General features: G+C 48.5%; 22 protein-coding genes and 1 tRNA gene. 13 read left to right on the plus strand and 10 right to left on the minus strand.

Annotation, left to right across the window (positions count from 1 at the left end; translation table 11 throughout):
- Window positions 1-42: 42 nt before the first annotated feature.
- The 3 genes from rpmB to C504_RS18060 all read left to right on the plus strand — a co-directional run bounded on the left by rpmB (window position 43) and on the right by C504_RS18060 (window position 1,711).
- On the plus strand, window positions 43-333 hold the full coding sequence (rpmB, locus tag C504_RS0115185) for a 50S ribosomal protein L28 (RefSeq protein ID WP_018690222.1): 291 nt from the start codon (window positions 43-45) through the stop codon (window positions 331-333).
- 91 nt (window positions 334-424) lie between these two features.
- The gene (locus tag C504_RS0115190) at window positions 425-1,045 is read left to right on the plus strand and encodes a VUT family protein (RefSeq protein WP_018690223.1); all 621 of its coding nucleotides are present in this window, start codon (window positions 425-427) and stop codon (window positions 1,043-1,045) included.
- Between the two features lie 72 nt (window positions 1,046-1,117).
- Window positions 1,118-1,711 carry a hypothetical protein gene (locus tag C504_RS18060; RefSeq protein WP_018690224.1) on the plus strand — a complete coding sequence of 198 codons (594 nt, stop codon included), beginning with the start codon at window positions 1,118-1,120 and terminating at the stop codon, window positions 1,709-1,711.
- Here the strand turns inward: C504_RS18060 and C504_RS0115200 are convergent.
- From C504_RS0115200 to C504_RS0115215, 4 genes are read right to left on the minus strand one after another with little or no spacing between them, the layout of a single operon-like run.
- A complete protein-coding gene (locus C504_RS0115200; protein WP_169385145.1) occupies window positions 1,708-2,652 on the minus strand; it encodes an esterase-like activity of phytase family protein in 945 nt (314 codons plus the stop codon). The two genes, C504_RS18060 and C504_RS0115200, sit on opposite strands and share 4 nt — an antisense overlap.
- Window positions 2,653-2,701: 49 nt before the next feature.
- A complete protein-coding gene (gene cobT / locus C504_RS0115205; RefSeq protein ID WP_018690226.1) occupies window positions 2,702-4,600 on the minus strand; it encodes a cobaltochelatase subunit CobT in 1,899 nt (632 codons plus the stop codon).
- 10 nt (window positions 4,601-4,610) lie between these two features.
- Window positions 4,611-5,597: a cobaltochelatase subunit CobS gene (gene cobS / locus C504_RS0115210; RefSeq protein ID WP_018690227.1), complete on the minus strand. Its 987-nt coding sequence runs from the start codon at window positions 5,595-5,597 to the stop codon at window positions 4,611-4,613.
- Between the two features lie 51 nt (window positions 5,598-5,648).
- On the minus strand, window positions 5,649-6,269 hold the full coding sequence (locus tag C504_RS0115215) for a J domain-containing protein (protein ID WP_018690228.1): 621 nt from the start codon (window positions 6,267-6,269) through the stop codon (window positions 5,649-5,651).
- Window positions 6,270-6,411: 142 nt separating this feature from the next.
- On the opposite strand from C504_RS0115215, the gene C504_RS0115220 reads away from it, so the two are divergent.
- Window positions 6,412-6,699: a BolA family protein gene (locus C504_RS0115220; protein ID WP_026317560.1), complete on the plus strand. Its 288-nt coding sequence runs from the start codon at window positions 6,412-6,414 to the stop codon at window positions 6,697-6,699.
- Window positions 6,700-6,717: 18 nt separating this feature from the next.
- On the opposite strand, the gene C504_RS0115225 is transcribed toward C504_RS0115220, so the two are convergent.
- Genes C504_RS0115225 through C504_RS0115235 form a run of 3 tightly spaced genes read right to left on the minus strand, consistent with a single transcriptional unit; the run spans window position 6,718 to window position 9,688 of the window.
- Window positions 6,718-7,968, minus strand: coding sequence for an HlyC/CorC family transporter (locus C504_RS0115225; protein WP_018690230.1), 1,251 nt, complete (start codon window positions 7,966-7,968; stop codon window positions 6,718-6,720).
- Window positions 7,969-9,093, minus strand: coding sequence for a 3-dehydroquinate synthase (gene aroB / locus C504_RS0115230; protein WP_018690231.1), 1,125 nt, complete (start codon window positions 9,091-9,093; stop codon window positions 7,969-7,971).
- On the minus strand, window positions 9,086-9,688 hold the full coding sequence (locus C504_RS0115235) for a shikimate kinase (RefSeq protein ID WP_018690232.1): 603 nt from the start codon (window positions 9,686-9,688) through the stop codon (window positions 9,086-9,088). The genes aroB and C504_RS0115235 overlap by 8 nt, the downstream gene beginning before the upstream one ends.
- A 142-nt stretch (window positions 9,689-9,830) precedes the next feature.
- Between C504_RS0115235 and C504_RS0115245 the strand changes: the two genes are divergently transcribed.
- From C504_RS0115245 to C504_RS0115270, 5 genes are all read left to right on the plus strand, one after another.
- Entirely contained in the window at window positions 9,831-10,031 is a 201-nt protein-coding gene (locus C504_RS0115245) for a hypothetical protein (protein WP_026317561.1), read from the plus strand.
- Between the two features lie 43 nt (window positions 10,032-10,074).
- Window positions 10,075-10,992, plus strand: a complete 918-nt coding sequence (xerD, locus tag C504_RS0115250) for a site-specific tyrosine recombinase XerD (RefSeq protein ID WP_018690235.1) — start codon at window positions 10,075-10,077, stop codon at window positions 10,990-10,992.
- A gap of 96 nt (window positions 10,993-11,088) precedes the next feature.
- Window positions 11,089-12,045, plus strand: coding sequence for an acetyl-CoA carboxylase carboxyltransferase subunit alpha (locus tag C504_RS0115260; RefSeq protein WP_018690237.1), 957 nt, complete (start codon window positions 11,089-11,091; stop codon window positions 12,043-12,045).
- 149 nt (window positions 12,046-12,194) lie between these two features.
- On the plus strand, window positions 12,195-13,241 hold the full coding sequence (locus tag C504_RS0115265) for a L,D-transpeptidase family protein (protein ID WP_018690238.1): 1,047 nt from the start codon (window positions 12,195-12,197) through the stop codon (window positions 13,239-13,241).
- A 1-nt stretch (window position 13,242) separates the two neighbouring features.
- The gene (locus tag C504_RS0115270) at window positions 13,243-13,488 is read left to right on the plus strand and encodes a sulfurtransferase TusA family protein (protein ID WP_018690239.1); all 246 of its coding nucleotides are present in this window, start codon (window positions 13,243-13,245) and stop codon (window positions 13,486-13,488) included.
- Here C504_RS0115270 and C504_RS0115275 read toward each other — a convergent pair.
- Window positions 13,454-14,629: a D-alanyl-D-alanine carboxypeptidase family protein gene (locus tag C504_RS0115275; RefSeq protein ID WP_018690240.1), complete on the minus strand. Its 1,176-nt coding sequence runs from the start codon at window positions 14,627-14,629 to the stop codon at window positions 13,454-13,456. The two genes, C504_RS0115270 and C504_RS0115275, sit on opposite strands and share 35 nt — an antisense overlap.
- A gap of 144 nt (window positions 14,630-14,773) precedes the next feature.
- On the opposite strand from C504_RS0115275, the gene C504_RS0115280 reads away from it, so the two are divergent.
- Window positions 14,774-15,937, plus strand: a complete 1,164-nt coding sequence (locus C504_RS0115280; RefSeq protein WP_018690241.1) for a M20 aminoacylase family protein — start codon at window positions 14,774-14,776, stop codon at window positions 15,935-15,937.
- Between the two features lie 33 nt (window positions 15,938-15,970).
- A tRNA-Arg gene (locus C504_RS0115285) sits at window positions 15,971-16,047 on the plus strand.
- Between the two features lie 40 nt (window positions 16,048-16,087).
- Here C504_RS0115285 and C504_RS0115290 read toward each other — a convergent pair.
- Both C504_RS0115290 and C504_RS0115295 read right to left on the minus strand, forming a co-directional pair.
- The gene (locus C504_RS0115290; protein ID WP_169385147.1) at window positions 16,088-17,458 is read right to left on the minus strand and encodes a UDP-N-acetylmuramoyl-tripeptide--D-alanyl-D-alanine ligase; all 1,371 of its coding nucleotides are present in this window, start codon (window positions 17,456-17,458) and stop codon (window positions 16,088-16,090) included.
- A gap of 164 nt (window positions 17,459-17,622) precedes the next feature.
- On the minus strand, window positions 17,623-18,654 hold the full coding sequence (locus C504_RS0115295) for an NADP-dependent oxidoreductase (protein ID WP_026317562.1): 1,032 nt from the start codon (window positions 18,652-18,654) through the stop codon (window positions 17,623-17,625).
- 309 nt (window positions 18,655-18,963) lie between these two features.
- On the opposite strand from C504_RS0115295, the gene C504_RS18065 reads away from it, so the two are divergent.
- Entirely contained in the window at window positions 18,964-20,691 is a 1,728-nt protein-coding gene (locus C504_RS18065) for a sensor histidine kinase (RefSeq protein ID WP_083923207.1), read from the plus strand.
- Window positions 20,688-22,034 (plus strand): sigma-54-dependent transcriptional regulator, encoded by a 1,347-nt coding sequence (locus C504_RS0115305; RefSeq protein ID WP_018690245.1) that lies wholly within the window; start codon window positions 20,688-20,690, stop codon window positions 22,032-22,034. Before C504_RS18065 ends, C504_RS0115305 begins: the two co-directional genes overlap by 4 nt.
- Window positions 22,035-22,039 lie beyond the last annotated feature (5 nt).

Below are 22,039 nucleotides of genomic sequence, written 5' to 3' on the forward strand. Positions count from 1 at the left end.
TCTTTAATGGACGAGAGGCCATAAAAATTTGAGGTACTAACTATGTCCCGCGTATGCGAACTGACAACTAAAGCCGTTATGACTGGCAACAATGTTAGCCATGCAAACAACAGAACACGTCGTCGTTTCTTGCCAAACCTTTGCCAAGTTACATTGATGTCTGACGTGTTGGGCGAAAAATTCCGCCTACGCGTTGCTGCGTCCACACTTCGCTCTGTTGAGCACCGTGGTGGCCTTGATGCTTATTTGGCAAAGGCTAAAACTGCTGAGCTTTCACAGCGCGCTCGTTTGATCAAGCGCCGTATTGCACAGAAGCAAACTGAAGCGGCTTAAGCCTTTTCAAGTCGTATTTATATTTTAGTGTGAGCGGGCAATTGTCCGCTCTTTTTTCTCTCCAGCTGGTGGCATCACCCAGGGTAAAAAAATGCTTATGTTAAAAAACACCCCCCTTTTCATTATCGCTATGTGCGCCGTTGTGCTTGCCTCCAATTTTCTTGTCCAGTTTCCTGTTCAAGCGAAAATTGGCGGGATTAACCTCGCGGATATTTTGACGTGGGGCGCCTTTACCTATCCGCTCGCCTTTTTGGTTACGGACCTTACGAACCGCCGGTTTGGTAAGTCACAAGCCAGAATCGTTGTATTTTCTGGATTTATTATCGCTGTTGCATTGTCGATCTGGTTAGCAACGCCCCGTATAGCGATTGCATCTGGTTGTGCGTTCCTATTCGCTCAAATGTTGGATGTTTCCATATTTGATCGTTTGCGCGCTTCTGCGTGGTGGAAAGCGCCGTTTATATCGACGCTTTTGGGCTCAATCCTCGATACTGTTTTATTCTTCGGGATCGCTTTTGCACCGATGTTTGGTTTCTTGGACTTTGGTGGTCAGGATGGATCGCTCGGCTTTGCCGTTCCGTTTTTAGGCATAGGGGCAGATGCGCCGTTGTGGTTATCACTTGCCGTGGGTGACTTTACAGTGAAAATACTTGTCGGCTTAGCAATGCTATTTCCCTACAGACTGGTTATTAAAACGCCTGCGACCATCTAACAAAAGTTTAAATCGAAATATTTACAATGCTTTCTGCGTCTGTATAAGTATTTCGATTGCTGGGGTGGGGCTATGTTCAAGAAAATTACTTTGATATTGAGTGCATTGTTTTTTTCAAATGGGGCTCATGCTGGAGAAAACTCTCTTTCTGAAAGCGTGTCTTTTTTTGTTGGGCAATTTTCGGCTTCATCCTTTCCAGGTGATGCTAACATCCCGTTTGCTGGCGACCTTGAGAGTAATTACAATTTCGGCATGATCTATAATCGTGACTTAGTTGAACTTGGTCATGGTTTCTTTTGGGGCGGTGAAGTTGGCGGTGCAATTCGCCTTGGTGATAATCAGCCAACAAGCGCTGAAATTTGGGCAGGAGCAACCATTCGTCATCAAGGGCTTGATATTGGCTTTGTTAACGTCGCGCCACGCTTTACTTTTGGTTTAAGTGCCGTCACCGACACAATCGGTATAGAAACTAAGCGTGCTCATGCGGCAGGAACAGATGCGGCATTGCTGTTTTATCTAGGCCCTGAAATTGCCTTTAGCTTTGAACAGCTACCAAAAACGGAATTTTTCTATCGCACGCATCACCGTTCTGGTGCCAATGGTGCATTGTCTAATATGAGCGGTGGGCATAACGCGCATGTTATCGGCGTGCGGCGAAATTTTTAATTCACGGTTTCGTTGAGTTTAAATTCTAAAAGAAGATTTCTTTGAATCAGTGAATGATTGTCATCGGAGATGATTGTTAGGCGCGGCGTGCCGTCTTGGTCCGTCGTGATCGACAAGCCTTCCATATTATCGATCTGGTAAAGCATGTCGGCTTCCAACAAGACGTCGCCATCAACGGTAGAGTTTGGTTTAATTTCACTTGCATTGAGGCGGCGAAGGCGCATCGCAATGCCGGACTCTATGTTAAACCGCCGTTCGAGAATGATCAGATCGCCATCGGGTAAAAAACCAAGGTCGGTGATATCAAACTCATCGCTTCTGACGACAGAGAATTCGAAGCTCCTGCCATCAACATTGCGCACAAAGCCCATAATGTTTTTATCTTTGTCGAGGCTTTTTTCACTGATGCCAACAAGCGCACCATTGAGCGCGGTTTGTAGCGGCGCAAAACCGATGGCTTCAAAACCGCGATTATCACGAAGCTCATAAAGCGGGACATTGGGCGCGCTGGTGCTTTGGAAAGAATAAGAACCATCTGGTTCAATTTTATAGGTGTCTATGCGGTGTGCACGTTCAAAACCGATGACAATAAGATCACCTTTGCGGGTGATGCTTTCTGCATCAGCCTGCCATTTGCGTGTGATGGGTATGCCGGCTGCGTTCGTAATTTCTTGCAAATTTGCTGAAAGGCCGGTCGGCTTACCTCCATCATCGCGCAGGATTTTTCCGTCGATCCAAAAGCCGGTGTCGAGAACACCGATAAAGTCTATTTGATTAGCTGAAACGCTGATGCCAGACCATGCGCCGAAATCGCGCGATCCGCCAGTCATCTCGAGGCCGCCAACAAATTCTAGGGGGCCGAAAGTCTTTTGATCTGAGCCAATTTTAAATTGCTCAATCGATCTTGCTTTAACCTCAAAGCTTTGAACGCTCTGGGCCATTGCTGGCGCAATCATCAGAGCTAGAAAACAAGCGGTGGCGCCATTGAATTTAATCACGGCGCTTGCGACCAGTTTTTTCTTCGAACAATGAGGCGAGTTGTTCTGTCATCGCACCAGCAAGCTCCTCGGCATCAACAATTGTGACGGCGCGCTTATAATAGCGCGTTACATCATGGCCGATACCAATTGCGAGCATTTCGACATTTGAGCGGGTTTCGATTTCCTCAATGACAGCACGCAAGTGACGTTCAAGATAATTGCCCGGATTGACCGACAATGTTGAATCGTCAACAGGCGCACCGTCTGAAATCATCATCAAAATTTTGCGTTGTTCTGAGCGCGCAGCCAAACGGCGATATGCCCATGTCAGCGCTTCGCCATCGATGTTTTCTTTCAGCAAGCCTTCGCGCATCATAAGGCCAAGATTCTTGTTGGCACGGCGCCAAGGCGCATCTGCTGACTTGTAAATTATGTGGCGAAGATCATTGAGGCGGCCCGGTTCCGTAGGCTTGCCGTTTTTCAGCCAAGCTTCACGCGCTTGTCCGCCTTTCCACGCACGGGTGGTAAAGCCAAGAACTTCCACCTTCACGCCGCAGCGCTCAAGTGTACGTGCCAGAATGTCGGCACATGTCGCAGCCACCGTGATTGGACGGCCACGCATAGAGCCGGAATTATCGATCAAAAGCGTGACAACAGTATCGCGGAAATTGGTGTCTTGTTCGCGCTTGAACGATAGAGCGCCAAAGCCGCCAGCTTGTTCCTCGATAACAATGCGGGGAAGGCGCGCAGGGTCAAGATAACCTTCTTCTTGGTCAAAGTCCCATGAGCGGTTTTGCTGTGCCATTAAGCGGCGTTGCAAACGGTTGGCTAGACGCCCGACAACGCCTTGAAGATTAGCAAGCTGTTTGTCGAGGAATATCCGCAAGCGTTCAAGTTCAGCAGCGTCGCATAAATCTTCTGCACCGATGGTTTCATCAAACTCGGTTGAATAAACTTTGTAATCGATGTCGGAGAGAATGTCGTGAATGCCAGGATCGGGGCGTTGTGCTTCGCCAGGCTCTTCGGCCTCTTGATCAAAATCCTCATCCATCTCGTCGCCAGTGGCGTCGGATTCATCCATCTCGCCAGCTTGCGATTCTTCGCTTTCAATGGGCGTGTCGTCTTGCTCAGTTGTCTCGTCGCCAGACTCCTGATCGTCTAGGCCGCCATCATCGTCATCGTCTTCTGGTTCCGGCGATGACTCATCATCGGACTCGTCTTCATTCTGGTCTTGGCCATCACCTTCATAGTCTTCGGCCATTTCCATGCGGAAAAGTATGTCGCGCACAGTTTTGGCAAAGGCTGCCTGATTTTCCATATCATCGGCAAGGCGCTCAATCTCAGCGCCCGCTTTATCGTCAATCCAATCACGCCATAGATTGACAACAGAGGCTGCACTTTCAGGTGTTTTGCGGCCTGTTAGGCGCTCGCGTACAACAAGGGCAATCGCCTCTTCAATCGGTGCGTTTTCTTTTTCGGTCACACCAGCAAGGTTGGAGCGAATGAATTTGTCTTCGACCATAGCGGCAAGATTATCGCCAACGCCGGACATGCGCTTTGCGCCAATTGATTCAACGCGTGCTTGCTCGACGGCTTCATAGACAGCGCGTGCCTGATCGCCTTCGGGCAACATGGTGCGATGCACCGATGCGTCATGACATGCAGCACGCAGGGCCATAGAGTCGCCAACGCCGCGTGTAATCATCACGTCGTTTTTAGTAACGCGCTTTGGCAGGTCTGGAATACGGGCGTGGTTACCAGCGAAAGCAGGTTTATCATTTGAGAAAACAACTTCCAGCTCTTGCTCACCTGAAATGGCGCGCATGCAAGCTGTCACCGCTTTTTTGAACGGTTCCGTATCAACCTTCTGGTTGGGTTTTCTCTTATAATTATCGCCGGGGCCTGCCACGTTGTCTCCGTTAACTTAGCACAACATTGGCAGCTGATTCAGCAAGCTCTTCGCCAAAACAACGCTGATAGAATTCAGCAACAAGCGTGCGTTCCAGATCATCACATTTGTTTAAGAATGTCAGACGGAAGGCCATGCCGATATCATTGAAGATTGCGGTGTTTTCAGACCAAGTAATAACGGTACGCGGCGACATGACGGTTGAAAGATCGCCAGCAATGAAAGCGTTACGTGTTAAATCGGCAAGGCGCACCATTGAGCTTACGGTCTCGCGGCCTTTTTCGTTTCGATATTGCGGCGCTTTGGACAGGATGATTTCAACTTCCTGATCATGGGGCAGGTAGTTGAGTGTTGTCACGATAGACCAGCGGTCCATCTGTGCTTGGTTGATCTGCTGTGTGCCGTGGTAAAGGCCCGTTGTATCGCCAAGGCCGACAGTGTTGGCTGTCGCAAATAGGCGGAACGCTGGGTGCGGCTGGATCACACGGCTCTGGTCGAGCAATGTCAAACGGCCAGAAGATTCGAGAACACGCTGGATAACAAACATCACATCGGGGCGACCTGCATCATATTCATCAAAAACAAGCGCGACATTGTTTTGGTATGCCCAAGGCAGGATGCCGTCTTTGAATTCGGTGACTTGCTTGCCGTCTTGCAAAACGATGGCGTCTTTACCGACAAGGTCGATACGAGAGACGTGGCTGTCCAAGTTAATACGCACACAAGGCCAGTTAAGGCGCGCTGCAACCTGCTCAATGTGGGTTGATTTACCCGTGCCGTGATATCCTGAAACCATGACGCGGCGGTTATGAGCAAAGCCTGCCAAAATAGCGAGCGTTGTTGGCTTGTCGAAAACATAGCCTTCATCAACTTCCGGCACATAGCTATTGGCCGTGGTGTAGGCGGGCACTTCAAGATCGACATCAATGCCGAAAGTTTTGCGTACATCAACCATTGTGTCTGGCATATTCGCGATATCGAGATCGATCTTATTCATAGTGTCTCCTTGATGCGCTATGCGCCATCATCGTCCTTAAATGTGCTGGCTTTAAGCCATGCCTGCTGATTTCAAAATTTTATGCGCCTGAATGACCTCACGGAAAATTTCTTCCGATGTGCGGTCACCGCCATTGGCATCTGGATGGTGCTTTTTTACAAGCTCTTTATACTTCGCTTTGATTTCATCAGAGCTTGCTGTTTGCTCAAGACCGAGCGTGCGAATGGCTTTTGCTTCCAGCGGCTTTAAGCGGCGGCGCACTGGTTTGGCGTTGACTACGCTGTCCCATGCGGTTGGATTGCGCATGCGCATCGCTTTGGCAGAGCCAGATTTCATGTCAGCAAAAATTGGCGCAGAGCGATTCGATTCGGCGTTGGCCGTGCCCATTTTCCACGTTGGGCGGTCGCCAACTTGTGAATTTTTCTGGAACTTGGCAATGTCGTCATCCGACAAGCCAGAGAAATAATTGTAGTTCTTGTTGTACTCGCGAACGTGATCCGTGCAGAACCAGAGATACTCTCCCTCTCTGTCCCTGCCTGCAGGCGCTTTATGCGCGCCAGCGTTCTCGCAACCTGCCCATTGGCATTTGTTGCGAGCCTCTTCTTCGGCTTTCTTTTTTTTACCACCCGGATTGATACGGATGCTATCGAAGTATTTTGATCGTTTGGTCATATTACCGATGTGGGATGTGAAACCCGCTAAACAAGGATTGACAGCATTGTCACCGTCACAATAGGCACAAATTAACGTGCATTTGGCGACGCTCTGGTTTAGCTGGACATGAGCAGTGTTGCAAGGCTGGAAAGGCGATGAAATGGGTCCAATTGAAAAACAGATAAGAGACATCTTGTCTCAAGCGCTAAATCCAGTGCGTATGGAGGTCATTAATGAGAGCCATATGCATGCAGGTCATGCGGGTGGATCGGCCGATGGTTCGGGCGAAACGCATATGCGTGTGCGCGTCATTTCAGCAAAGTTTGATGGTGTAGGACGTGTTCAGCGGCACCGCTTGATCAATGATTTGCTCAAGCCAGTTCTTGATGAAGGTTTGCATGCGCTGGCTTTAGAGCCAGCGGCAACAACCGATAATGTGCGCTGGTAGTATTTGTTCGGCTTAAGCTTATTTGATGCGCAGTTTTTCGATGCGGTTTTTGACACGCTTGAGAACAAGAAACCGTTTGCCATAAAACGTGAAAGCTTGTTTTTCCATCGGGATAAGTTTCGCCTCATGGATAACAAGACCAGCAATGGTGGTTGCTTCTTCATCAGGCAAGTCCCAGCCCAATGCGCGGTTTAGGTCGCGAATCGGCACGGAGCCATCAACCAGCACAGAACCGTCAGCTTCATTTTTAACGCCAGTAACTTCGATATCGTGCTCATCGGCAATCTCGCCGACGATCTCTTCGATGATATCCTCTAGCGTGACCAGACCTTCAAGCTCGCCATATTCATCAACAACGATGGCGACATGGGCTTTCCGGCGCAAAAAGGCGTTAAGCTGATCGTGCAACATTGTGGTGTCTGGCACAAACCAAGGTTTGTTTGCGATTTTTAAAATGTCGATTTTGGCCGGGTCATTGTCGACCGTGTGCAAAGCGCGCAGCATGTCTTTAGCATGAACGATGCCGACAATATTATCAGTTTCACCGCGCCAAACTGGTAGACGAGTATATTGGCTTTCCAATATTTGCTTGACGATTATTTCGGATGAATCGTCAGCATTGACCATCTCGATATTTGTGCGGTGGATCATCACATCGGAAACATCAAGCTCGTTTAAATCAAGCAATCCACCAAGGCGCGCACGGTCTTCCTTGTCCACAGAGCCTTCTTCATGCAGCACTTCTACTGCGCCGCGCAGTTCATCATGGCCAGAAAGGATTGATTCATTTTCATCAAAACGCACGCCAAAGGCAGCCAGAATAGAACGGACGATTTGATCTACCGCATAGGCGAGCGGTGAGACGATCATAACAAAAACGCGGATAATGGGCTGAACAGCCAATGCGAACTTATCAGTTTTAGAAATCGCCAGATATTTCGGCATGACTTCGGCAAAAATCACCAGCAATACTGTCATCACGATTGTTGCATAGACAACGCCGGTTTCGCCAAAAAGATTCAAGAACAATGTCGTTGCAATCGCAGAGGACAGAACATTGATCATATTGTTGCCGATAAGAAGAGCGCCGATAAGACGCTCCTTGTTCTCGGTCAATTTATTGACGCCTTCGCCGCGCACGTCGCCTTGGTTGGCCAATTGTTTCATGCGGCCGCGCGAGACGGCTGTGAGGGCTGTTTCGGAACCAGAGAAAAAGGCGGACAAAGCAATCAAAACGATGATCGCAAGTGTTGTTATCCAAATTTCCATTTAGCTCTCCAAAATCTCTGTCAAAAAGGCATGCACTTCTGCTGCCGGCACATCATTGGCAATATAGGATTGGCCTATACCATGTGTCAGAATAAAGGTGAGATTACCGCGTGAGACTTTTTTGTCCTGTGCGATGAAATCCATCATCTGGTCTGCTGTTTTTACGTGATTGCGCAAACCAGACATATCTGTCGGCAATCCGACTTTTTTAAGATAATTCGTCACTCTCACCGTATCATCAGGCGATGATTGGTTCATACGGGCTGAAAAAGCATGCGCTAAAACCATGCCGATTGCCACGCCTTCACCATGAACCAATACGTCCGATTGGTATTTTGTAATGCCTTCCAGCGCATGACCAAATGTGTGGCCAAGATTGAGCAAAGCACGTTCTCCAGCTTCAAACTCATCACGGGCAACGATGGCCGCTTTTGCGCGGCAGGATGTTGCGACTGCGTGAATGCGTTTTTCGCCGCCTTCTTGAATGCCATCCCAGTTTTGCTCAAGCCAACCGTAGAAATCAGCATCATTGATGAGGCCGTATTTAATCACTTCGGCAAAGCCCGCACGAAACTCACGTGCAGAAAGCGTATCAAGAATAGCGGTATCGGCGAGCACGAGTTTTGGTTGGTAAAATGCACCGACAAGATTTTTGCCCTGCGGTGAGTTGATGCCGGTTTTGCCGCCAACGGAACTATCAACCTGCGAAAGAAGCGATGTGGGTATTTGTATGAAATTCATGCCGCGGCGCACAGAGGCCGCCGCATAGCCTGCCAGATCACCGATAACGCCGCCGCCAAAAGCAACGACTGCATCACCGCGCTCAAGGCGCATTTCGATAATGGCCTCGATTACGGTTTGAAGGTGCTCGTAGCTTTTTGTTGCTTCACCTGCAGGAAGGATGATCGGTTTGGCTTCAACGCCTGCGGCTTTTAGATTTTCTTGTAGGGCTTCTAAATGGATTGCGGCAACATTTTCGTCGGTCACGATCGCGCATTTGGCATTTGGAAGAACGGATTTAATTTTCTCGCCCGCCTGCATAAGCAGATTGTCGCCGATTAAAATATCGTAAGAACGGTCAGCAAGTTCGACTCGTACTGTTTCAATGAGATTACTATCAGGCATGGCGGCTGGACTTTCCGTTCTGATTGCTTTGCGCGGATAAATGATCATCCAGTGCTTTGATGACGATGCAGGCCATCTCGTCTTTTGTAAGATCTTCCGAAAGAACTTCGATGTTGGCTTTCGCGTATATTGGATAACGCTTGTCTATGAGATCGAGCATGATCGCGCGTGGGTTCGGGTTCTTTAAAAGCGGGCGCGTGGCTTTTTTGCTCACGCGAGTCATGAGCAGATCAATCTCGGCTGATAACCACAAGGATACACCGTTTTGATGAATGATGTCGCGCGTTGCTTCATTGATAAAAGCCCCGCCGCCGGTTGCCAGAACTTGCGGGCCGCTTTCTAAAACACGCTTTATCACGCTTGCTTCCAGGCGGCGGAATTCGGGTTCACCATATGCCTCAAAAATTTCAGCAACCGGCATTTTTGCCGCCGCTTCGATTTCTGTGTCGGCATCAATGAAGGGTAGGTCCAGCGCAAGTGCTAGCTTCCTGCCAATAGCAGACTTTCCTGCCCCCATTAGGCCAACAAGCGCAATGGTTTGATCGCCGATCAGGTTACGCACATTGGCCGCGCGCTTTTTGGTTGCCATATCCATGAAACTGTCTTTCGCTCTGGACTGCTTAGCGCATAAACTTGTCGTCAATGTCAAGAATGTCAGTGCTGTTGAGGCCATTTGGCGGTTGATTTGTGTAGGAAAAGCCGCTTATGAAGCAGGATGAATTCTTGGGTGATATGATATGCCGAGTTTAATTCGGTTTTTAATGACAATCGGGCTGATCGCTGGTGCCATTTATGGCGCGATGTTTGCGCTCGTCTTGTATGTGGAGCCCACCAAGCGGGAAATGAGCGAACGTGTGCCAACCGACAAGATAAATCCTGTTCGGCAGGAAACTGGAACTATTACAACTGGTTCTGATGCCGATAACGGCATACAATAATATTCTTCGCAGATCAGTAAGACTTTGAAGCTATAATTACCATATGATCGATGCATTTTTAGAAATGATGAGCGCTGAACGCGGCGCTGCTGCCAATACCTTATCATCTTATAGGCGTGATTTAGATGATGCGTCTGGTTTTTTACGCATCAACAATAATGTTAAACTTGCTCAAGCATCACAAAGCCAAATCGCGGACTATATAGGCTCGATGGAAGCTGCGGGGTTTGCCGCCTCCAGTCAGGCAAGGCGGCTTTCTGCGCTAAAACAATATTATCTGTTCTTATATTCAGAAGGTGTGCGCGAAGACGATCCAACGGCAACGATCACAGCGCCTAAAAAAGCACGTACACTGCCAAAAACGATGAGCGAAGATGATGTTTCACGCTTGCTTGGTCAGGCGGAATTAGAGGCTCAAGCGCCGCAACGATCAAAAAAGGCTAAGGCGCGGGCTGTTCGCAATCACGCGCTGCTGGAAATGTTATACGCAACAGGTTTGCGCGTAAGCGAGCTTGTCAGTTTGCCTGTCTCTTTAATGCGCCGTCATGAGCCGTTTTTTATTGTCAAAGGTAAAGGCAATAAGGAGCGCATGGTTCCGATGTCTCAAAAAGCGATGGATGCCGTTGATTATCATTTGGAAATTCGAGACCTGAATGACAAATCAAAACAGTGTAAATGGCTTTTTCCAGCCGATAATTATGAGCAAGCGCTTGCGCGGCAGGTTTTTGCACGTGATTTAAAAGCAATAGGCGCGCGCTGCGGCTTGGTTCCTAGCCAATTGTCGCCCCATGTTCTGCGCCATGCTTTTGCAACGCATCTTTTGCAAAATGGTGCAGATTTGCGAGTGGTGCAGCAATTGCTGGGGCATTCGGATATTTCCACGACGCAAATTTATACGCATGTGCTGGATGAACGTTTGCATGCTTTGGTGAGCGAGCATCACCCTTTGGCGCAAATTTAGTATGTTTTTGGGTGCATCAAGTTTGCAAAGCTTGACATTGGTGTTTGAAACCGCCACCTCACGCTACAAGAGTAAGCGTGAAAATGGCAGAGTTCTATGACCAGCTATCTGGAATTTGAGAAACCTATCGCGGACCTTGAGGGTCAAATCCTCGAGCTCAAAAAGATATCCGCAAAAGAAGAAGGCGCCGTTGATACCGCCGATGAAATCGCACGACTAGAAAAGCGTTCACAAGATGCTCTTGTCGATATTTACCGTAAGCTGACGCCTTGGCAAAAAGCACAAGTTGCGCGCCATCCTTCCCGCCCGCACGGCGTTCACTATATTGATGCGCTGTTTACTGATTTTACGCCACTTGCAGGTGACCGGAATTTTGCAGAAGACCATGCGATTCTGGCTGGTTTTGCACGTTTTCAAGGCGAATCAGTTGCTGTGATCGTGCAGGAAAAAGGTTCTGATACGAAAACGCGCCTCAAACATAATTTTGGTATGGCGCGGCCTGAAGGCTATCGCAAAGCGGTCCGGATCATGGATTTGGCGAACCGATTTGGAATTCCTGTTATCACACTGGTTGATACATCCGGTGCATATCCAGGAATTGGCGCAGAAGAGCGCGGCCAAGCAGAAGCTATTGCCCGTTCGACTGAAAAATGTTTGAACCTCGACGTGCCTATTATCTCCGTTATTATCGGTGAAGGCGGTTCTGGTGGTGCGATTGCTATTGCAACTGCCAATAAGGTTTTCATGCTGGAACATGCGATTTATTCGGTTATTTCGCCTGAAGCGGGGGCATCAATTCTTTGGCGTGATTCTGCGCGGGCAAAAGATGTTGCAACGGCTATGAAAATAACCGCGCAGGATTTGCTGCAGTTCAAAGTTATTGACGGTATTATTCCTGAACCTTTGGGCGGAGCGCACCGCGATATTGATGCCGTCATGGTTGATGCAGAAAAATGCATTGCCGATGCTCTAAAAGAGTTTGAAGGCAAAGAAGGCGCTGAAATCAAGCAACAACGCCGCGAAAAATTTCTAGCCATTGGACGTAATCTTTAAATTACAGCAATTGCTTACGTCATTTGTCGGCCTTAATGCGAAGATAGCAAGAACACTATCATTTCACATCATCGTGAAGTGATAGTGGAAACCTTGCGGTAATAATTCGTCAACTATAATGGTTAGGTGCGAATTTTTGGATTTCTCTGATGAACTTACGACGTTTTTCTATAGCTTTGGGATTGGCGAGCGCTCTTGCCCTTGCTGGATGTAATTCCAGCGATGTGCTGGATGTTGCCCGTAAAGCTAACCAGCCATTGCCTCAGGATGTAGTGCGCAAGATGAAAGCGCAAGGGATGACGAAATCATCACCTGTCATGATGCGTATCTTCAAAGAAGAAGGTGTTCTTGAGGTTTGGAAACAGAAAGATACCGGTCGCTACGGCCTGGTTAAATCTTATGAGATTTGCAAATATTCCGGTGTTAAAGGCCCTAAAATAAAAGAAGGAGACCGGCAGGCTCCTGAAGGGTTTTACATGGTCAATCGCGGCCTAATGAACCCAAATTCCGATTATTATCTCTCTTTCAATTTAGGCTATCCAAACCGATTTGACCGTTCGCTTGGTCGAACAGGCTCAAACTTGATGGTGCACGGCGATTGCTCGTCTGCTGGTTGCTATGCAATGACGGACGAAAATGTTGCTGAAATTTATGGTTTTGCACGTGACGCATTGGCTGGCGGGCAAGAGGCTTTTCAGGTTCAAGCCTTTCCGTTTCGTATGACAGCTGAAAACATGGTGAAGCACCGTGATAGCGAGCATTTTGAATATTGGTCGATGCTCAAAAAAGGCTATGACCATTTTGAACTAACACAATTGCCGCCAAAGGTGGACGTGTGTAACCGTCGCTATGTCTTCAACCAATCAGCAGTTGAGGGTAGTTTTAACGCTAGTGCAGCGTGCCCGAAAATGGAAATGCCATACAAGTTAGAAGTGGCCTATACCAAATTTGAAAACAATTACGCGGTTGAGTTTGAAAAGCTGTTGGCAAAGCATGAAGGGCGCAAGCCTGGTCCCGTTTCTTTAAAACCGCTTCCAACTCCTCCTGCACCTGTTGCCATGCCCGTGGAAAAGCTGCCTGAAGAAGCGGCCGTAGCGCCTGCCAATGTTATTGCGACAGCGTCATCATCTGGGGCTGCTGCGACGACAGCTGAAACGACGCTTGTCGAAAGCTCAGTGCAAGAAGTATCCAATTAATATGGCTGAAATATACGATCTGCGTGGTTTGAACTGTCCGTTACCGGTTTTAAAAACACAGAAGCGTATGCGCGATATGCTTGCTGGTGAAGAGCTTTGGATTGAAACCTCTGATCCGCTTGCCGTTATCGATATTCCCAATTTTGTGCGCGAACGCGGCCACGCTCTGATTAAATCAGAAGCCGTTGAAGGTGGTGGGCATCGCTTTCTTCTTAAGAAGGACGCTGGTTCGGAACAGGAACTGTAAAGCCGGGCCGCAGACCGAATTGTTCTTTATCGCCATCTTCTAAAAGTGTTGGCCGTACTGGTTTTTCAGACGGTACCGGATAGGCTTGAACAAATTGACCATTGAGCATGACAGCCGATTTGGAAACACCATCTGCGCCGCCAAGGCCTGTTTTTAACGCTTTTGGTGCGCGTGTCAGTGGTTTTATTGCTGGCGTATTAAAGGTGATATATCCTTCAATTTGCCGGCCATCCCAGCGCGAGGCCCGTGCTTCATCTGTGCAAACCGTAGAGCGCATATTGGCGACTTGATCTGAAACATTTGCAGGGCGTGGCAATTCAAGCAGTGTTGGCGCTGCAAGATTAGGGTTGGCAAAGCCTTTTTCCATAAGTCTTACAGCTTCTTCTGCGCGCTCTTTTTGTGAGACTGCACCTAAAACCACAGCGATCATAGTTTGGCCGTTACGGGTTGCTGATGCGACAAGATTAAAGCCGGATGCACAAACAAAGCCTGTTTTCATGCCGTCTGCACCCGCATAGCGGCCAATCAGCAAATTGTAAGTCGAGGTCACTTTTCCGCCCGTGCTGATTGCTTCTGCTGCGAAGATGGGATCGTAGGCTGGAAAATCACGGCGTATGGCTGTTGCTAAAATGCCCAAGTCACGCGCTGTTGTGTATTGGCTGTCATCATGCAAGCCGTTTGGATTGGCGAAATGGGTGTCGATCATACCAAGGCGTTTTGCCTCTGCATTCATGCGCGCAACAAATTCAGGCTCAGTGCCAGAAACCGCTTCGCCAAGTGCTACAGCAACATCATTGGCTGATTTGACGATGAGCATTTCAAGAGCGTTCTCGACGGTCATCACAGAGCCAACTTTATAGCCCATGCGGCTTGGCGGATTGTTCGCAGCATTCGTCGATATACGCACTGGCGCTGATGTTGTTAGGCGGCCAGCTTCAATCTCTTTGAAAGTGACATAGGCAGTCATCAGCTTGGTAAGGGATGCTGGGTTCCAGCGTTCAAAAGCGCGGTTGGCTTCCAGTACACGGCCTGATTTCATCTCGATTAAAATCGATGGTCCGGCAAGTGCGATGTGTGTGGGAACAATGATCGCAGCAATGAGCGATAGAGTAAGCCATACTGATTTAATCGTGCGGGCCATGAAATCTCCTTTGTCGTGCTTGTTTAGTAGAGGCTGCATCCGGTTTCAAACAATTAAGGCCGATTTTGTCGATTAATTGCTTGATGTGGCAGCTTTGCCGCGCCATCTATGGAGGACCAAATCCACTCAAGTTGAGGCGACATCATGGCAGTTTTAAATAGGGCAGCGGAAATGCAGGCAGAAGTTGCTGGGTGGCGCAAGCATTTGCACCAAAACCCAGAATTGATGTTTGATGTGCACCAGACCGCAGCTTTCGTTGAAGAAAAACTGCGCGAGTTTGGCTGCGATGAAGTTGTCACAGGGCTTGGCCGCACGGGTGTGTGTGCTGTTATCAAAGGCAATCGGGGTGACGGCGAAACGCTTGGCCTGCGCTCGGATATGGATGCGCTGCCCATCAAAGAGGCAACTGGCAAAGCTTATGCTTCTAAAACAGATGGCAAAATGCATGCATGTGGCCATGATGGGCACACGGCAATGCTGCTTGGCGCTGCAAAATATTTGAGTGAAACGCGTAATTTTTCTGGAACAATTGTCGTCATTTTCCAACCGGCTGAAGAAGGCGGTGGCGGCGGTAATGAAATGGTCAAAGACGGCATGATGGAGCGGTTTGGCATCGACCGCGTATACGGCATGCATAATATGCCTAATGTACCTGTTGGCGAATTCACTATACGCAAAGGCGGTTTTTTCGCCGCGACAGATGAATTTAACATCACATTAAAAGGCAAGGGCGGTCATGCTGCTATGCCGCATGGTACGATTGACCCGATTGTTACGGGTGCAGCGCTGGTTCAGTCTTTGCAGAGCATTGCATCGCGCAATGTAGATCCGCTTGAATCTATCGTGGTTTCAGTCACCAAGTTTCATGCTGGGGACGCCCATAATGTTATTCCGAATGAAACAAAACTTGGCGGCACGATCAGGACACTTAACAGCGACATACGTGCGTTTGGTGAAAAGCGTTTGCGGGAAATTACGAAATCTGTTGCCGATACCTATGGCTGTGAAGTCCACCTAGAATTCCGCCGCGGCTATCCGGTAACGGTTAATCATGACGTTGAAACTGAGATTGCGACACAAGCTGCAAGTGCTGTTGTTGGTGCGAGTAACATTGATACCGACACGCCTCCGTTGATGGGCGGCGAAGATTTCTCCTATATGTTGGAAGCGCGGCCAGGGGCGATGATTTTGATTGGCAATGGTGAAAGCGCAGGTTTGCATCATCCCAAATATGACTTTAATGACGAAGTCATACCTTATGGCATCAGCTATTGGGCGCAGATTGCAGAGCAAAATCCAGTACGTTGATCGGCAGCTGATTTTCGCATATTAGCACCGTGTGGTCCCGTAGCTCAGTTGGATAGAGCATCAGATTCCTAATCTGAGGGTCGCTGGTTCAATTCCAGCCGGGATCACCAAGCCCGTTTTTAACCGAAAGAATGTTTGTGAGCTCACTCACTAAGTGCTCAGGAATTTTTTCACCATTTGGTATAGTCCTGTACTGTTTGACCCTTTCACCAAGACGGCATCGCCCGCCCGTGTTTCATCGCGCAAGACCGTTAGTAAGTCCTGAGGACCATCAAGATGTGTGTGGCTTGCTAATCCACATACTTGGTCGAAGCCTTCGCCAAGCGTATAGACATGGTCCAAGCCAAGGCTTTTAACGTGCTCGATCAAACTGTCATGTTCTGATACGGCCATATCTCCGAGCTCCGCCATATTGCCAAGAACGGCTATGCGGCGTCCCTGTGCTGGCAGGCTTTGCAGATGGACTAATGAGGCGCGCATGGAGGCTGGATTGGCATTATAGGAATGATCTAAAAGCGTAAAATGTCCCCCTTGCGTTGGAACTTGATGTACTGATCCGCGCCCTCTGGCCACATCAAAATCCGCAAATTTATCAGCCAGATTTTCCATGGTTACACCAAGCGAAAGATGAACGGCACATATCGCAAGAAAGTTCTCAAGCATATGGAGGCCATGTTGAAGGCAGTTTTCCAGCCGTAAAACATGATCGCCAATTGCAATTTCAGCAACGGCTTTGCTTGTATCAAGGCTAAGTAAGCGGACGTGATCTTCTGCTCGGCGACCGTAATATAAGATTTCTAGGCCGCGATCACGCGCCGACTTTTCTAAATAAGCCCGCTCATTCATGTCACTGTTCAATACAACGCATTTGCCCGCTGCCATTCCTTCGAAAATTCTCGCCTTTCGCTGCGCAATCGTGCTTAAGTTTGAATGGTACATTAAATGCGCAAGGTGAATATTGGTGAAAACAGCAATGTCCGGTTTTGCTAGAGCGGTGTTTAGTCTCATTTTCCCGATAGCCAATTCAAGAATGACAAATTGGTCTTTTGACGAAACGCAAGCTAAATTCCACGCAATGCCGGGTGCCATATTCGCCCCTTCGCGTGTTCCATAAACGGGGCCAATCGCACTAAGCGCATGCTGCGTCATTGCCGTGGTCGAGGTTTTTCCCACGCTGCCTGTAATCGCGATAACGGGTGATTTAATCATGCGCCGTGCTTCGTGCGCGAGGCTGAACAAGGCTTCTGTCTGGTCCGTGACCTTAAGGATCGCATCTGCATTTAAATTTGAAGGTGCGTCGCCCTGAATAATCGCCAAGCGCGGTTTTATATCGTTGCGCGTTAAAGTGGCTGTGGGAATGCCAAATTCAGAGTTTTCGGGCCTTACAAAAACAATATCTCCTGGGCGGTAAGTCGGAAGATATTTGGACGCGCCTGACACAAACAGATCTTTTTCGCCATGCTGTATCCAAGCACAATCGCCCACGATCCGCGCGACGTCCTGCAATGTCCAATCAGCCATTTCTAACATCCTTTCGGCGATGATATCTCCGAGTGTGCAGTGTTAGTCTTTACAAATAACTTCATTTTTCGCTTCAAAGTCAATCTATTGAGGCGGAGTGAGGGGCTTTGGTACGTTGCTCTCATGCTGGAGGGATGCCCCAGCATGAGTTTGAATGGCTAAATTTAATTAGCAATCTTAATGACGCGTTTGCCGAAAGCCTCACCGCGCAAAAGACCAATAAATGCGGATGGTGCCTGCTCCAAACCATCGATCATTTCTTCGCGGTATTTGATTTTTCCTTCTTTAACCCAGCCCGTCATCTGTTTTGAGAATTCTGGATATAGGTGTCCAAAATCATCAAAGACAATAAAGCCGCGCATTGTAATGCGTTTGCGCAAAATTTGGCCCATGAGATAGTTCATACGATCTGGACCATCAGGCAGTGAAGTCGCATTATATTGGGAAATTAGACCGCAAAGTGGAATACGTGCACGTGTGTTGAGTAGTGGCAGCACGGCGTCGAAAACGTCACCGCCAACATTCTCAAAATAGATGTCGATGCCGTCTGGTACGGCCTGCTTTAGATCATCGGCAAAGCTTGATGCTTTGTAATCAATACAAGCATCAAAGCCGAGCGTGTCTGTTACATAGCTGCACTTTTCAGAACCGCCGGCAATGCCCACAACGCGCAAGCCGAGAATTTTTCCGATCTGACCAACGGTCGCCCCCACAGGGCCGCTTGCGCCAGCGACAACGAGTGTTTCACCAGCTTTAGGCGTGCCGATCTGTGTTAATCCAGCCCAAGCGGTGATGCCTGGCATGCCCAATACGCCAAGTGCCCAAGATGGGTTTTGTGGGTCTTTTCCCATGTTGATCACGCCAGTGCCATCGGAAAGCGCATAGTCTTGCCAGCCGCCGAAAGCGACGACCCAGTCACCTTCAGAATAAGCTTCAATGTTAGAGCTGACGACTTGTGCGACTGTGCCGCCGACCATGACGCCGCCAATCTCTACCGGTGCTGCATAGGATGGTGCATCGCTCATGCGTCCGCGCATATAAGGGTCGAGCGATAAAAATACGTTACGTAGCAACATCTGATTTTTTGCAGGGGTAGGGATCTCAGACGTCTCAAGGCGTAATGTGTCTTCGTTAGGCTCACCTTTGGGTCTGTTTGCTAAAACATAACGGCGGTTGATGGTGTTGGATTGGGTCACTTAAAGTATCTTTCTTTTACTGGCTGTATTTCTGGATTTTTGCAATACAGCGCAGGGGATGGGATTTTGCTTATTATTGTTGTTGTTTTATGTGTTGCAATTACCCGTAATAGATAGGAACGGCGGGTAAAATGTCCAACCATGTTCAATGATTTTTTTGATTGTTAAAACAGTCCGTGACGTCTGCTATCTCGCCTTTAGTCTGCGGAAAACCGCAGGGATTGTTATCGCAGATAAGAGCGCCTGTGTTTACATGGCCATCAAAATACTCACTTACTGTCTTTCACGAAGATCAGTAATAGGTGAGATGTGAGCGAGCCTCTTGGGCCAGATATACAGATTGCGCAAAGAGCGCGGAGGAGTGTTTATTACACTTTAATTGTGGCGGTCATTGCTGCCACGACGCTTCTTTTTTTAGCGGCTGTTTCCTATTTTCGTTCCATCGAAATACAGGAGGCGCGCAACCGACTGTCTCTGTATGAAAAGTCATTGAGTGATGGCTTGGAGCGGTTCCAGCATTTGCCATATGTGTTGGCGCGTGATGCGCAAGTGATTGCTGGCGCAAAAGGGTTCGCGCTTGATCAACTCAATGTAAGACTGCGCGGCTTTGCAAAAAAGGCAAAGTTAGAGGCGGTCTATTTGCTCGATAGTTTTGGCACAGCGATTGCGGCATCAAATTTTGGAACGGCAAGCTCCTTCGTTGGGCAAAATTATGCGTTTCGTCCCTATTATATGAACGCAATGCGGGGCCAGACGGGTGAGTTTTTTGGCGTTGGCACAACAACCGGCAGGCCGGGTTATTTCATCTCAGAGCCGATTGTCGACGCGAATGGTCGGCCGTTCGCCGCTATTGTGATTAAGCTGGATATGAGTGGTTTGGAGCGCGCGTGGGTTGATGCAGGCGAGAAGATTTTTGTAGCAAACGATTCCGGTATTATCGTTTTGACCTCGCATTCAGAATGGCTTTACAAAACTTTGGTGGCGCTTACGCCAGAGCAGCGCATTAACATTATGAACAAGCGCCAATTTGGCAACCAACCGCTTGATTTGCTGGATTGGAAAAAGACGGATCCTTACGCCGCCTATATTGGCGACGAGCGTTTTATCCATGTAAAAAGTCCTGCTGATCGGCTTGGGTGGGAAGTACATTTCTTCCAAGATGAGCGGCGCATATATGAACGCGCAGCACTTGCCGCAGGGGTCTTTAGTATTTTTGTTGTGTTGCTCTTGGTGTTCGCGGTGTTTCTTCGCTCTGAACGTATTCGTCAGGCATTTGCTGTTTCTCAATCGGACCGGAACAAGCTGATTATCGCCAACAAAGAGTTGCGTAATGCGCAAAAGGAGTTGTCGCAATCCAGTAAATTGGCAGCGCTTGGCCAACTATCCGCATCGGTTACACATGAGTTAGGGCAACCGATTTCAGCGCTTAGAAACTATCTTGCTGCGGCGGAAATTAGCGGTCACATTACGTCCAAGGCGACGCTTCAAAATTTTTCCGGTGTTATTGACCGGATGGATAATTTGACCAAGCAGCTGCGGCTTTTCATCAAGCCTGGAATGGAAAAATTTGAACAATTTGAAATCAGCGATGTTATTGACGGCGCTATGGCGCTGGTCGAGCACGATATTATTGCCGCTGGAATTGATATTGATAGCGCATTAGATGCCCGCCAAGCTTTGGTCTTTGGCAATAGGTTGCGGTTGGAACAGGTTGTTGTGAACCTCATTCAGAACAGTATTGCGGCTATGGATGATGCCGATAGAAAGACTTTGAAAATACGAGCGCAAATCAGCGAGCAAGAAGTGGTTGTTTCAGTGAGTGATACCGGTCATGGGATTGGTATAAAGAAGATTGATGAGTTGCAGGAACCGTTCCACACTACGCGGGCATCTGGCACAGGAATGGGGCTTGGGCTTTCTATATCCGCAGAGATTGTCAAAGACCATAATGGCCACATGACCGCAGAAAACTTGCCCGATGGCGGCTCTATCTTTTCTATCTATCTGCCTCAAATTATTGCGAGCGATAATCCATGATACTTAAAAGTAATATTCTGGTTATTGATGATGACCGTGAGATGCGTAACTCCCTGAAGGATTTACTTACCTCTGGCGGATTTCAAGTTGAGGTAATTTCTAGCGCGCAGCAGGCTTTGGAAAAACTTCGCCAACAACAATTTGATGTCATTTTATGTGATGTGCGCATGCCGAATATGAGCGGCTTGGAATTGCAGAAAGCTCTCCAGCCGATTTCAAAAGTTCCCATCGTTCTCATGTCAGCGCATGGCGATATTTCGATGGCTGTGTCTGCCGTGCAAGATGGTGCTTACACGTTTTTAGAAAAGCCATTTGATCCGCGGCGCTTGCTGGGTGTGTTGAGTAATGCTGCTAAACTGAACCATCTGACGCTGAATAATGACCGCCTTAAGGATCGGCTGTCTAAGCTCTCTGGCCTTGATAAAATACTTATTGGAGAGTCTGAACCGATACAGCGGCTTCGCAATGATGTTTTTGATCTTAGCCATTTAGACAGCAACGTGCTGATTACTGGTGAAACAGGTACGGGAAAGGAGCTTGTTGCGCACGGCCTGCACGATTTGGGCGGGCGGGCATCCGAGCCTTTTATTACGCTGAACTGTGTGGCTTTGGCGCCAGCGCAGTTTGAAGAGGCGTTTTTTGGGTTGGCTGACGGCACACCGGGCTATCTTGACCGTGCCAATGGCGGCACATTGTTTTTTGATGAGCTGGGCGCAATTCCTCTATCGCTTCAACCCAAATTGCTGCGTGTTATTGAGACGAAAGAGTTCACGCCTGTTGGCTCAACCGAAGCTAAAAAATCTGACTTCAGAATTATTTCTGCTGCAAATGAAAAACTGGAAAGCGCTGTTGCTAACGGGGAATTTCGCCAAGATTTGTTTTTCAGATTAAACACGGTGATGATCAATTTGCCGCCGCTGCGCACGCGCGGCGATGATATCTCGTTGCTCTATACGCACTTCCTCAATCATTTCGCCAATAGTTATGAAATCGACGTGCCCGTGAGCACGGCGGAAGATTTTTCAGCACTGATGAGCCATGATTGGCCGGGCAATGTGCGCGAATTGCGCAATGCGTGCGAGCGGCGTGTCTTGATGGCACGGCGCGGCGGCGGTTCTTTTGCATCTGCTTTGTCCGGCGTTGTTGAAGGCGGCGAAACCTATCCGGATACTTTGCGCGAAGCTGTGGCGGCATTTGAATCTCAATTGATCGCCAGAGCGATTAAGTCATGTGATGGTAAAATGGATGAAGCAGCACATATTCTTGGTATTGGGCGGCGAACGCTCAATGAGAAGATTGTGAAGCTTGGGCTCAACAAAAACGATATTTTAGAGAAAATGTAGCCCTG

Origin of the sequence: Ahrensia kielensis DSM 5890, assembly GCF_000374465.1 — a bacterium.
GTDB lineage: Bacteria > Pseudomonadota > Alphaproteobacteria > Rhizobiales > Rhizobiaceae > Ahrensia > Ahrensia kielensis.